Below are 12,518 nucleotides of genomic sequence, written 5' to 3' on the forward strand. Positions count from 1 at the left end.
CCCGCCCCGACCGTGAGAATGGACCAGTGCGGTACCGAATTCTGGGCGTCACCGAGGCGTACGACGATCAAGGCACACCCCTGCCCGTGGGCGGACAGCGGCTGCGCGCCCTGCTCGCGTCCCTCGCGCTGCACGCGGGCCGCGCCGCCCCCGCGGACGCGCTCATCGACGACGTATGGGCCGACGAGCCACCGGCCGACGCGCCCGCCGCACTCCAGGCCCTCGTCGGCCGGCTGCGCCGCGCCCTCGGCAAGGACGCCGTCACCTCCGAGGCGGGCGGCGGCTACCGCCTCGCCGCCCGCCCCGACGACGTCGACCTGTACGTCTTCGAGCGCCTCGTCCGCGACGGCACGGCCGCCCTCACGGCCCACGACCCGGCGACCGCGTCCCGCACCCTGCACGACGCGCTCGCCCTGTGGCGCGGCCCCGCACTCGCCGACCTCGCCGACCGCACCGTCGCGACCCGCCCCGAGGCCCAGCGCCTCGAAGCGGCACGCGCGCGCGTGGAGGCCGATCTGCGGCTCGGCCGCGCCGCGGACGTCGTACCGGAGCTGACGGAACTCACCCACGCCCATCCGTACGACGAGCCGCTGCACGCCCTCCTCATCCGCGCCCTGCGCGACGCGGGCCGCGGCGCCGACGCGCTCGCCGCCTACGAGAGCGCCCGCCGCACCCTCGCCGACGGCCTCGGCGCCGACCCCGGCCCCGAACTGGTGGCCCTGCACGCCGACTTGCTCGCCCCGGCCCGCGCCCCCGGCCGCCAGGCGCCACCGCGGCAGCCGCAGCGCGACGGAAATCTGCGGCCCCGCCTCAACTCGTTCGTCGGCCGGGAACCCGAACTCGACGCCATCCGTTCAGACCTGCAAGCGGCCCGCCTCGTCACCCTCACCGGCCCCGGCGGCTCCGGCAAGACGCGCCTTGCCGAGGAAGCCGCCTCGGAGCACCCGCGCGCCTGGCTCGCCGAGCTCGCCCCGCTCGATCAGCCCGAGGCCGTGCCAGGCGCCGTCGTCAGCGCCCTCGGCCTGCGCGAGACCGTCCTGATGACCAGCGAGCACTCCGCGCCGCAGGACGACCCCATGGCGCTGCTCGTCGAGCACTGCGCCCAGCGCGGCCTGCTCCTGATCCTCGACAACTGCGAACATGTCATCGGCGCCGCGGCCGCGCTCGCCGAGACCCTCCTCACCCACTGCCCCGGCCTGACCGTCCTCGCCACCAGCCGCGAACCCCTGGGCGTGCCCGGCGAGTCCGTACGCCCCGTCGAACCCCTGCCGCCCGACCCGGCGCACCGCCTCTTCGCGGAGCGCGCCCGCGCCGTCCGGCCCGACTTCGACGCCGACGGCGACCCCGAGGCCGTAGCCGAGATCTGCCGCCGCCTCGACGGCCTGCCCCTCGCCATCGAGCTGGCCGCCGCCCGACTCCGACTCCTCACGCCCCGCCAGATCGCGGACCGCCTCGACGACCGCTTCCGTCTCCTGACCAGCGGCAGCCGCACCGTTCTGCCCCGCCAGCAGACCCTGCGCGCGGTCGTCGACTGGTCCTGGGACCTCCTCGACGAGCAGGAGCGCACGGTGCTGCGCGAGGCGTCCGTCTTCGCCGGCGGCTGGGACCTGGAAGCCGCGGAGGCCGTCTGCACCGGACCCGCGTCCGACCTCATCGGCGCGCTCGTCGACAAGTCCCTCCTGGTGGCCACCCCCGGCGACGGCAGCATGCGGTACCGGATGCTGGAGACGATCCACGAGTACGCGACCGAACGCGCCGCCGAGACACCACGGCTGCGCACCGAGGCCGGCCGGCGCCACACCGCCTACTTCCGCGCCCTCGTCGAGAAGGCCGACCCGCTCCTGCGCTCCGCCGACCAACTCCCGTGGATCGACCGCCTGGAGACGGATCTCGACAACCTCCGCGCCGCCCTCCACCGCTCCACGGTCACCGGCGACACCGGCTCCGCGGTCGGACTCGCCCTGTCCACCGGCTGGTTCTGGTGGCTGCGCAACTACCGCAAGGAGGGCGCCGAATGGGTCGGCCACATCCTGGAGCAGCTGCTCCCGACGCCCCGCCCCGAGCGCCCGGCCCCCTCCGAATGCCGTGGCCCCCGCCCCGACGGGCGGACGTTCCCCGCCGCGGGCGACCTGGCGGACGAGGACGACCCGCTGTACTGGCCCCTCATGGAGCTGCGCCTCCTGCACATCTTCTTCGTGGCCCAGTCCGAACCCGAGAGCGCCCTGCGCGGGGAGGCCGACCGCGAGTACCTCGTGCGGGTGCGCGACGCCTTCGCGCGGCCCGGTCCCGTGGGGGCACGCTTCCCCGGCATCATCTGGCCGTTCACCGTGCACTTCCTGGACAAACCGGAAGAGGTACGGGCCGCCCTGGACCGGGCCGTCGCCAACTGCCGGGAGTACGGCGGCGAGTGGGAGATCGGCGTCACCCTCATGTTCCGTACGCACACGGCCGTCGACGGGCCGGGCAACCTCACGGGCGTCGACGACGACGTGGCCGAGCTGCGGACCATCAGCCGCCGCGTCGGGGACCGGTGGATGCGGGCCCAGGTGTGCAGCGCGGCCGGTGAGGCGGCCATCGCGCGCAGCCGGTTCGACGAGGCGAAGGGCGAGTTCGAGGAGGCGCTGCGCCTCGCCTACGAGGTGGGCGCCTACGCGGAGGCACCGTTCCTCATCGCCCGGCTCGGCGAGATCGCCTACCGCTCCGGCGAACCCGACGCGGCCCGCAAGCTCCTGGCCGAAGCGAGCGGGGAGGCCGACCGGTACGGGGTGCCGGACCCCCACGCGTACGTGCACCTCCTGAACGCGCTGATGGCGGTGGAGGACGGCGAGGTGGCACGGGCCCGCGCGCTGTGCGACGAGGCGGCCAGGGAGTCCTCGCGCGGAACGCCGCCGCCGCAGTTCACGGCGGCCGTCGGGGGTGTCGACGCGCGGATCACCGCGGCCGAGTCGGGGCCCGCGCGCGGCCTCGCGGTCCTCACCGACACCCTGCGGTACGCGGTCGAGACCCGCTGCGCGGAGCTCGTCAACGCGGGCCTCGCGGGCCGCGGGGCACTCCTCCTGGCCCAGCTGGGCGACACGGAGGGCGCGGTACGGCTGGTGGCCGCGTCCGACGGCTGGCTCGGCGGCGCCGAGCGCCCACTGCCCGAACGCGCCGAGATCGAGGCGCTGGGTGCGGCGGCCGCCGCCGCGCTGGGCGCCGGCAAGTACGCCGAAGCGCGCGCCGCGGGAGCGGGACACACGGCGGCCGAGGCGGTCACGTTCCTCACGGAACGCGTCCGCCGCTTCAACTAGGACCGCTCACGCCTCAGCCGGGGGGCTCACCGGCAGGTGAAACGCGACTCCGCCCAGTCCCCGACCGCGAGCGAGTCGAAGTTCGTCTGCGGCTCGGTGACCAGCCGGATCGCCTTGTGCCCCGCGAGATTCACATGGAGGGGAACGGCAGGGTCCCCGCCCCTGAGGACCTGCGACCTCCACAGGCGCACCCCGTCCGCGTACACGGAGAACCGCACCGCGCCCGTCCCGAGCGTCATGTCGTCGACACCGGCGAAGGCGTCGTACGCCGCGCACGTGCGGTTGAGGTCGATGGTCACGGAGGAGTTCGCGTGGACGGTGACCCCGTTCGCGTACTCCTTGTCCGCGATGCGCAGGCCCCACCGCTGCCACACCCAGCTGCTCGCGCCGGGCCGGATCTCCGGCTCGGTGCCGTCGCCGAGTCCGGCGTACGACAGCTGGTTCAGCTGGTAGACGGCCGGGGCGGGCGGGGGAGGCGTGGGCTTCGGAGTGGGCGTGGGCGTCGGCTTCGGGGCCGGCTTCGCGGGTGGTGTCGGCTTGGGTGTCGGCTTCGGAGTGGGGGTCGGCTTCGGCACGGGCTTGGGGGGAGGCGTCGGCTGTGGGGCCGGCGGCTCGGGCTTGGGTGTCGGCTTCGGGGGAGGCGTCGGCTTCGGCGGGGTGATGGGCTGCGAGACCGCCGGCTTCTCCTTGCGCGCCTCCGGCTTGGGCTTCTGCGGGTCGCCCGCCAGGGCGATCGCCACCGCCACGGCCACGCCCGCCGCGACCACACCGGCCGCGATACCCGCCTTCAGCGGCGCGCCGAGCCCCTCGGACGCCGCGGCGCCCCCGCCCGCGGCCCCTCCGGAACCGCCGCCCGCGGCAGCCGCCGCACCGGCGCCCGCCGCACTCGCGGCGCCGCCCCCGACGAGCGCGACCACCTTCGCGTACCCGGCGGCACCGAACCAGCCGATGACCGCGACCGGCACGACACCGGGGATCCCGCTGGCGACTTCCTTGATCTGGCCGGCGGCGAGCCGGCACTTGGCGCACTCCTCCAGGTGCTTGCGCAGCCCGCGCTCGGCCCGGGTGCGCAGGCTGCCGCGGGCGTACGCGCCGAGCCGGTCGGCGTAGCGCGCGCACTCCTCGTCCTGGGTGAGGGTGGTGCTCACATGGGCCTGGAGGTACGCCTCCTTGAGGCCCTCGCGGGCGCGCTTGGCCAGCACGCGCGTGCCGTTGGCGTCGAGGCCGAAGAGTGTGGCGACCTCGCTGGGCGACTCGTCCTCCACCTCGGTGTGCCACAGGACGGCCTGCCAGCGCTCCGGCAGGGACCGGAAGGCCTGCATGGCCATGGACTGCTCGGCCTCGTGCATCGCGAGGACGTCGGCGCCGAGATCCAGGGTGTCGTCGTCGGACACCTCGCTGGAGCGGGCGGCCTGCTGGGCGAACACGGCGAAGTCCTCGACCAGATGCTCGCGCTTCGCCGACTTGGTCCAGCCCGCGGCGACGCGGCGCACGGTGGTCAGCAGATAGGCGCGCACCGCGTGCTCGGGCCCGCTGCCGCCGCGCACGGCCTGCAGCATGCGGGCGAACACCTCGGCGGTGAGGTCGTCGGCGGTGTGCCCGTCCCGGCAGCAGGTGCGGGCGTAGCGGTGGACGGCGGCCGAGTGCCGGCGGTAGAGCTCCTCGTACGCGGTGTCGTCGCCGGACCGCATACGGGCGATCAGGTCGGCGTCCGCCGGAGGCGTTTCCCGCGGGGGCGTTTCCCGAGGAGGCGTTTCCCGCGGGGGCGGCAGGACGGACGTACCCGAATCCGCACCGGGCTCGCGCTGCTGCGGCACGCTCGGGTCGGCGTCGGAAGACGAGGGTTCGGAGCTGGGTGGGGGCTCGGAACCGGGCGAGGGTACAGAGGCGGCTGAGGATGCGGAGCCGGCTGAGGCTTCGGAAGGACCGGAGCCCGGTGACCCGCCGCCCCGGAGTGGACCGCCCTGGCTCGGCACCTGCCGCGCGGGCAGCCCGCCGGTCCCGGCATCGCCCGCACCACTGCTCTCGAGTGGCTCGTCCCGCCCGTCAACGCTCATCGCGGAAAGCCCCCGACCGCACACTCAGACCCGAACACGCGGGAAAGAGTGCCACACGGGTGGCCCACACCGCCTACCAGTCCTCGTCAACCACTCATCCGTGGAGACTTCGTTCAACGAAGCACTAGCTTTCACTCGAACGGGTAGCGGTCAACGGACTTGTCAAAACCGGGAGTTGGCCGCACGCGACACACACGCGCCACCCACGGCCGACCCCACACCTGACCCGCCCCCGCGCGAATGGGCCCTTGCTCGGGCCTTTACGCGGGCCCCTGCCTGGGCCGCGAACGCAGCCCCTCGAGCAGGATGTCCAGAAGCCGCGACGAGGCCGCGGCCTGCTGTGCGGGGTCCGGCAGCGAAGGCGCCGCCGTGGCGATGACCAGAAGCACGTCCGCCACCGTCACGTCCTCGCGGAGCTCCGACGCCGCGCGCGCCCGGTCCACGAGCTGCCCGACGACCTCCAGGAGCTCCGCGGCGCCCGCGTCGTCAGCCGGCACCGCCTCGGCGACCGGGGCAGGCCGCTGCTCCACGAGACGCAGCTCGGGCGGGACGACGGCGTGCCGCTGCTGCGGAACCCGCGTCTCGTCCCGGACCGCGCCCGAGTCGGCCCGCTCGTCGGCGACGCCGACGCGCAGCACCTGCGGAGGCAGCAGCCGCCCCGCGCCCGAGGCGACGGACGTGCGCAGGAAGCGCGACAGCGCCGACCACGGCTCGTCCTCCTGGCCGAGGGCGGCCCGCGCCTGATCGGTCAGCCGGGAGGTCTCCTCCTCGGCTATGCGGCGCACCAGTACGTCCTTGCTCGGGAACCGCCGGTACACCGTGCCGACACCGACCCGGGCCCGCCGCGCCACGTCCTCCATCGGCGCGCCGTACCCCAGCTCGCCGAAGACCTCGCGCGCCGCGCGCAGCACGTGCTCCAGATTGCGCTGGGCATCCACGCGCAGCGGCGCCGCCCGCGAACTGTCGCCCGCTCCGCGCCCGTTACCGCCCGCCGCAGCGGCCGGTCCGCCGGCCACGGCCGAAGCGGAAGCCGCGGAAGTCCATTGAGAATCCTGAATGTGCATATGTGTTCCCCCGGTAATGACGTCTCCCCCCGGAGACTCTCCCCGCCATCGGCAACCGGGGCGTGAGGAACAGGCCAGTTCCACGGACCCGTCCGACGGATCCGTCAGCGCATCCCCCGACACCCCGACAGCACACGAACATAGTTGAGCCGGAGTCAATTCAGAAGGGGCAGGTTCCGCACGGAGCGCCCCTCGAACGGAGTACGCGGCGATTCCACCCCGATTGCACCCTCGCGCCTCACCCGCTACATGTGCGCTGACCTGCGGACATTCCCCGTACTCCGGCAATTCGCCCACCCGGCGGCCGTCTCCGCCGCCGGTCACACAATTTGCCGGGGCTGTGGACAAACTCCAGTGGCCGATGCGTCATGGGGTGGTGCCGATGCCGAAGACTGCTTCTTCCCGGGGGACGGCCCCGGAATTCCCGCGTACGCGCGTCCTCGTCGTAGGGGGCGGCTATGTCGGGATGTACACCGCCCTGCGCCTCCAGCAGAAACTCAAACCGGAACTGAGAAGCGGCCGGGCCGAGATCGTCGTCGTCACCACCGACCCGTACATGACCTACCAGCCCTTCCTGCCCGAGGCCGCCGCCGGATCCATCTCGCCGCGCCACGTCGTCGTGCCGCTGCGCCGCGTCCTCGGCGGGTGCCGCGTCATCGTCGGCGAGGTCACGTCGGTCGACCACGGCAAGCGCACCGCCACCTTCACCACGACGGCCACCGAGGAGGAGGGCACCGGCGCCGTCGAGATGACGTACGACGAACTCGTCATGGCCCCCGGCTCCGTCTCGCGCACCCTGCCCGTGCCCGGCCTCGCCGACCACGGCATCGGATTCAAGACCGTCGAAGAGGCCATCGGCCTGCGCAACCACGTCATCGAACAGCTGGACATCGCCTCCTCGACCCGCGACCCCGCCATCCGCGACGCGGCCCTCACCTTCGTCTTCGTAGGGGGCGGTTACGCCGGTGTGGAGGCACTCGGCGAGCTCGAGGACATGGCCCGCTACGCCGCCGGCTACTACCACAACGTCACCGCGGACGACCTGAAGTGGATCCTCGTGGAGGCCAGCGACCGCATCCTCCCCGAGGTCGGCGAGGAGATGGGCCGGTACACCGTCAGCGAACTGCGGCGCCGCAACATCGACGTACGCCTGCGGACCCGGCTCGAATCCTGCGAGGACCGGGTCGCCGTCCTCGACGACGGCTCCCGCTTCCCGACCCGCACCGTCGTGTGGACCGCGGGCGTCAAACCACACCCCGTGCTCGCCGCGACGGACCTGCCGCGCAACGAACGCGGCCGCCTCAAATGCACCGCCCAGCTCACCGTCGACGGCGCCCCGCACGCCTGGGGCGCGGGCGACGCGGCCGCCGTCCCCGACATCACGGCCGGCGAGGAGGGCAAGGAATGCGCGCCCAACGCCCAGCACGCGGTCCGCCAGGCCACGGTCCTCGGCGACAACATCGCGGCCTCCCTGCGCGGCGAGCCCCTGACGGACTACGAGCACGCCTACGTCGGCTCCGTCGCCTCGCTCGGCCTGCACAAGGGTGTCGCGCACGTCTACGGACGCAGGCTGAAGGGCTACCCTGCCTGGTTCATGCACCGCGTCTACCACCTGAGCCGGGTGCCGACCGTGAACCGGAAGGCCCGTGTCCTGAGCGAATGGATACTCACCGGGCTCTTCAAGCGCGAAATCGTCTCCCTCGGCTCGCTCGAACGCCCGCGTGCGGAGTTCGAACTCGCGGCCGGGACAAACCCGCCGGGCAGCCCCCCGGCGGACCCGCCGAAGGACCCGAAGGGGTCGACCTGACCGGACCAAGGAACTCCCCCTCAAGGACCGGCGTCTGACGGATGTCGGTCCGGTCGGTCAGACTGGCCCATGACCCCCGGCCCCTGACCCTGGCCGGCCCCTGACCGTGGGCGGACCGACCGCCACGTTGCCCTTCCCCGCGCTCCCGGTCTCCCGGCCGGGCAGGGGAGACCCCACCCGACCTCACGAGGCTTTCCCCACAGTGAACTTCACGCGCTGGAGCGCCCGGCTCCCCGGAACGCAGCGCCGCGCGGCAGCGCGGTCCGACCATGGCGTCTCCCAAAGCCAGCGAGGGGAAGGCGCCGTGCCCGCCGCCCGCCACGAACACCCTTCCGACGACGACGCGCCCATGCCCGCCGCCGGCATCGACGAACTGCCCGCACGCGAGGTCCTCGACCGCATCCCCGCCCTCGTGGCCCTCGTCCACGGCCCCGACCACCGCATCGCGTACGTGAACGACGCGTACGTCGCGGCCTTCGGCGACCGCCCCACCGGCGCACCCGCGCGCGAGGCGCTGCCCGAACTGGAGGAACTCGGCCTGCTGCCCCTGCTCGACCAGGTCCTGCGCAGCGGCAAGCCGCGTACGGTCAAGTCCCGCAAGGTGGCCGGCGGCCGCTCGTACACGTTCACGTGCACACCCGTGACGGTGCCGGCCGGTGCCGCGGACGGTGCGGAGGAGGGGGCCGGCGGCTCCGGTGTGCTCGTCTTCGCGGCCGACGTCACCGACCACGCCGAGGCCGCCGAGCGGCTGCGCACCAGCGAGCGCCGCCAGCGCGAGACCGCCGTCACCCTCCAGCGCTCCCTCCTGCCCCAGGAGCTGGAGCAGCCCGACGACCTGCGCATCGCGGCCACGTACCAGCCGGGCGGCACGGAGGCAGCGGTCGGCGGCGACTGGTACGACGTGATCACCCTCGGCGGCGGCCGCACCGCCCTCGTCATCGGCGACGTCATGGGCCGCGGGGTGCGCGCCGCCGCCGTCATGGGCCAGCTGCGCACCGCGGTCCGCGCCTACGCCCGCCTCGACCTGCCGCCGCACGAGGTGCTCCAGCTCCTCGACGGCCTCGCCATCGAGATCGACGCCAACCAGATCGCCACCTGCGTCTACGCCGTCCACGACCCGAACGAGGGCCGCCTCGTGTACGCGTCGGCCGGCCACCTCCCCATCCTCGTACGCGACGAGAGCGGCACGATCCACCGCGCGGAGGAGCCCACCGGACCCCCGCTCGGCACCGGCGGCTGGCTGCACGCCTCCGGATCCGTGCCGCTCGGTCCCGGATCGACCGCCGTCATGTACACCGACGGCCTGGTCGAACGCAGGGACGAAGACATCGACGAGGGCGTCGCGTCCCTGGAGCGCGCGCTCGCCGGCGCCACCGGCACACCCCAGGTCGTGTGCGACCGCCTCATCCGCGCGGCAGGCGTCACCGCGGACCACGACGACGACGTGGCCGTCCTCGTCCTCCAGCACCCGGCGCGCACAGGACCCGACGGAGAGCTGTTCCGCAACGCCGCCCTGGAACTCCTCGGGGGCGTCGAAGCGGCCCCACGCGCGCGTGCCTTCGCCTCCGGGGTCCTCGCCAGCTGGCGCTTCTCGCCCGAGCTGCACGACCTGGGCGTCCTGGCCGCCAGCGAACTCGTCGCCAACTCCCTCCAGCACGGCACCCCGCCCATGCGCCTCAGGCTCCGCCGCACCGACCGCCGCCTGATCATCGAGGTCACCGACGGCGACGACCACCTCCCGCGCCGCCGCCGCGCCGAACCCGCCGACGAGGCGGGCCGGGGCATCGCCATCGTCGCCACGATCGCCTCGAACTGGGGCTCCCGGCGCACCCCGGGCGGCGGCAAGGCGGTCTGGTGCGAATTCGCCCTGCCGCGCACGCCGTGATGTGACGCGGCGGGGTCTCAGACGGAAGCGGCCGCGGGCGCCGGCTCGACCGGAGCCCCGCCCTCCGCCACGATGCGGGACTTCGCCAGCGACGGCTGGTCCTGCACGGGCGACAGATGCCGCCCGAGCCGCACCGCGAGGAACGTGATCCCCAGCGAGAACAGCACGAACGTCACGATGTACGGGCCGTGCAGCGCGGCCCCCATCGGCCCGCCGACCGCCGGACCGACGGCCAGAGCCAACTGCTTGACCAGCGCGAACGCCGAGTTGTACTGCCCGACCATCCCGGCCGGCGCCAGATCGGCGACCAGCGGGGCCACGGTCGGCGACAGCATCGCCTCACCGAGACCGAACAGCGCGTACGTCGAGATGAACGCGGCCGTCGCCATGGCCTGACTGCCGTGCCCCACACCCGCGTACCCGGCCGCGAGCCACGCGACCGCCCACACGAGCCCGACCGCGGCGATCACCCGGGACCGCCTGCGCCGCTCGACGAACTTCAGGACCGCGAACTGCGCGACCACGATCATCGCGGTGTTGGCGGCGAGCGCGATACCCAGCGTCGACGGGGAGATCCCCGCCGCCTCCACGCCGTACGCGCTCAGGCCCGACTCGAACTGCCCGTAGCAGGCGAAGAACAGCACGAACCCGAGAACGCACAGCTGCACCATCGCCCGGTGGCGGAACAGCGCCCGCAGTCCACCGCCCGTCCCGGAGCCGCCCTTCGGCACCGCCCCGCCGATCGTCGGCGCGTACGGCATCCGTACGAAGCCCACGACCGCGGCGAGGACCAGGAACATCACGGCCTCGATGCCGAAAAGCAGGGTGAAGCTCGACGGGCGGCTCTCGTCGACGATCTGTCCGCCGATGAGCCCGCCGATGCCCAGGCCGAGGTTCTGCAGGAAGAACTGCATCGCGAAGGCACGCGTACGGGTGTCCGGCGTGGACGTCCACACGATCATCGTGGCGAGCGCCGGCTGGATCACGGCCGTGCCCGCACCGAGCACCGCCGCCGACAGGATCGCGGCCGTCTGACCGGCAGCGAGCCCGAGCCCGACGGCACCGACCGCCGCCACCAGCGTGGCGACGACCAGGACGGGCACGGGACCGCGCCGGTCGATGGCCCGTCCCGTGAACGGCAGGACGATCAGAGCGGCCATGGCGAAGGCGGCGAGCACGATGCCCGCCGCTCCAGCCCCCAGCCCTCGCACCTCAGCGACGTACACATAGAGGAACGGGACCGTGAACCCGACGCCGAACGAACTCAGCGCGCTGCCCACCTGGATCCGACGCATCGCTGCGCCCATCGCCCTGGTCACTTTCACCTGCCTTAGGAGTTAGAAGTGAAGACTTCGAAGCTAAAGTTAGGATCTAAACAATACACACCGAAGGACTTCAACGCCAAGCGGCCCGTGCCATACTGCGGGCCATGGGCGACAACCCCGGCGACAGCGAGCCGACCCTCGACGAACAGATCGCCGCGTACCAGCGCGAGTTCCAGGACCTCGACCCCCAGGTCGAGCACATCGTCTCCGCGCTCGGCCGCCTCAACAGGCGCATGAACGTCGCCTACGGCCGCCAGACCGCCAACCTCGGCATCACGAGCGCCGAGTGGGAGGTCCTCAAGGCCCTCGTCCTCGCCGGCGCCCCGTACCGCATGGGCCCCGGCGAACTGGCGAAGCGCCTCGGCCTCACCCCGGCCGCCATGACCCACCGCATCGACCGCATGGTCGCCGAGGGCCTGGTCACCCGCGACCGCGACGAGTCCAACCGGGTACGCGTCATCGTCGAGCTCACCACCGAGGGCCGAGCCAAGTGGCTCGACGCGATGCGCCTCGCCTCCGGCTTCGAGGAGGACCTGCTCCAGGACCTCTCCTCCGACGAGCGGGGAGTCCTGGGTGAGGTCCTGACCCGCCTGCTGCGCCGCGTGGAGGACGCCCAGCCGGACGCCGGCGGCCGCCTCACGGACCTCGACTGAAAACAAGTTGCCAGGAGGGTGTTGACATGCCCCTCCTGGACACGTAAGGTTCTTCGAGTTGCCACGGAGCCGTAACGGTTCTGCGACAGCACCTCCGCCGCTGAAGCGGCAACCCAACCAGCACGATCTCCCTCCGGGATCGAATTCGGCATGCCCGAATTCAATTCGATTTCGGTGTGGCGGCCCGATTAGGAGCCGCCGGGGAAATCCGCTAAAGTCTGGGACGTCGGAACGGCCCAACAGCCGGGAAGACAAGCCCCCCTGACTGGGAATCAGGCCCGAAAGGATCTGATAGAGTCGGAACCGCCGGAAAGCCGAAAGGCCGGAAAGCGGAGCAAGACCCCGAGGAAATCGGATCGGAAAGATCTGATAGAGTCGGAAACGCAAGACCGAAGGGAAACTGCCCGGAGGAAAGCCTGAGAGAGTCTCTCGGGTGA

General features: G+C 73.0%; 7 protein-coding genes. 4 read left to right on the plus strand and 3 right to left on the minus strand.

From position 1 onward, the window contains the following. Positions 1–26 precede the first annotated feature (26 nt). Positions 27–3,290 (plus strand): BTAD domain-containing putative transcriptional regulator, encoded by a 3,264-nt coding sequence (locus ACIPWY_RS15410; protein ID WP_401533463.1) that lies wholly within the window; start codon positions 27–29, stop codon positions 3,288–3,290. 26 nt (positions 3,291–3,316) lie between these two features. Here ACIPWY_RS15410 and ACIPWY_RS15415 read toward each other — a convergent pair whose 3' ends face one another. Next, positions 3,317–5,347 carry a sigma-70 family RNA polymerase sigma factor gene (locus tag ACIPWY_RS15415; RefSeq protein WP_401533465.1) on the minus strand — a complete coding sequence of 677 codons (2,031 nt, stop codon included), beginning with the start codon at positions 5,345–5,347 and terminating at the stop codon, positions 3,317–3,319. Positions 5,348–5,607: 260 nt separating this feature from the next. Then, positions 5,608–6,411, minus strand: coding sequence for a TetR/AcrR family transcriptional regulator (locus ACIPWY_RS15420; RefSeq protein ID WP_401533467.1), 804 nt, complete (start codon positions 6,409–6,411; stop codon positions 5,608–5,610). Positions 6,412–6,793: 382 nt separating this feature from the next. Between ACIPWY_RS15420 and ACIPWY_RS15425 the strand changes: the two genes are divergently transcribed. After that, positions 6,794–8,218, plus strand: a complete 1,425-nt coding sequence (locus ACIPWY_RS15425; protein WP_393699043.1) for an NAD(P)/FAD-dependent oxidoreductase — start codon at positions 6,794–6,796, stop codon at positions 8,216–8,218. 202 nt (positions 8,219–8,420) lie between these two features. Continuing rightward, the gene (locus tag ACIPWY_RS15430; RefSeq protein ID WP_401533470.1) at positions 8,421–10,103 is read left to right on the plus strand and encodes a SpoIIE family protein phosphatase; all 1,683 of its coding nucleotides are present in this window, start codon (positions 8,421–8,423) and stop codon (positions 10,101–10,103) included. A 17-nt stretch (positions 10,104–10,120) separates the two neighbouring features. Here ACIPWY_RS15430 and ACIPWY_RS15435 read toward each other — a convergent pair whose 3' ends face one another. Then, complete coding sequence (locus ACIPWY_RS15435; protein ID WP_362908418.1) at positions 10,121–11,410, minus strand: MFS transporter; 1,290 nt, start codon at positions 11,408–11,410, stop codon at positions 10,121–10,123. A 122-nt stretch (positions 11,411–11,532) separates the two neighbouring features. Here ACIPWY_RS15435 and ACIPWY_RS15440 point away from each other — a divergent pair, with 122 nt between their 5' ends. Next, positions 11,533–12,081, plus strand: a complete 549-nt coding sequence (locus ACIPWY_RS15440; RefSeq protein WP_362908417.1) for a MarR family transcriptional regulator — start codon at positions 11,533–11,535, stop codon at positions 12,079–12,081. The last annotated feature ends 437 nt before the right edge of the window (positions 12,082–12,518 follow it).

Source organism: Streptomyces sp. NPDC090032, assembly GCF_044748025.1.
In the GTDB taxonomy this organism is placed as follows: Bacteria; Actinomycetota; Actinomycetes; order Streptomycetales; family Streptomycetaceae; genus Streptomyces.

Coding starts and splice junctions, on each gene's coding strand:
- ACIPWY_RS15415 (WP_401533465.1), bottom strand. CDS start 5,347: ATGAGCGTTGACGGGCGGGACGAGCCACTCGAGAGCAGTGGTGCGGGC.
- ACIPWY_RS15420 (WP_401533467.1), bottom strand. CDS start 6,411: ATGCACATTCAGGATTCTCAATGGACTTCCGCGGCTTCCGCTTCGGCC.
- ACIPWY_RS15425 (WP_393699043.1), top strand. CDS start 6,794: ATGCCGAAGACTGCTTCTTCCCGGGGGACGGCCCCGGAATTCCCGCGT.
- ACIPWY_RS15435 (WP_362908418.1), bottom strand. CDS start 11,410: ATGGGCGCAGCGATGCGTCGGATCCAGGTGGGCAGCGCGCTGAGTTCG.
- ACIPWY_RS15440 (WP_362908417.1), top strand. CDS start 11,533: ATGGGCGACAACCCCGGCGACAGCGAGCCGACCCTCGACGAACAGATC.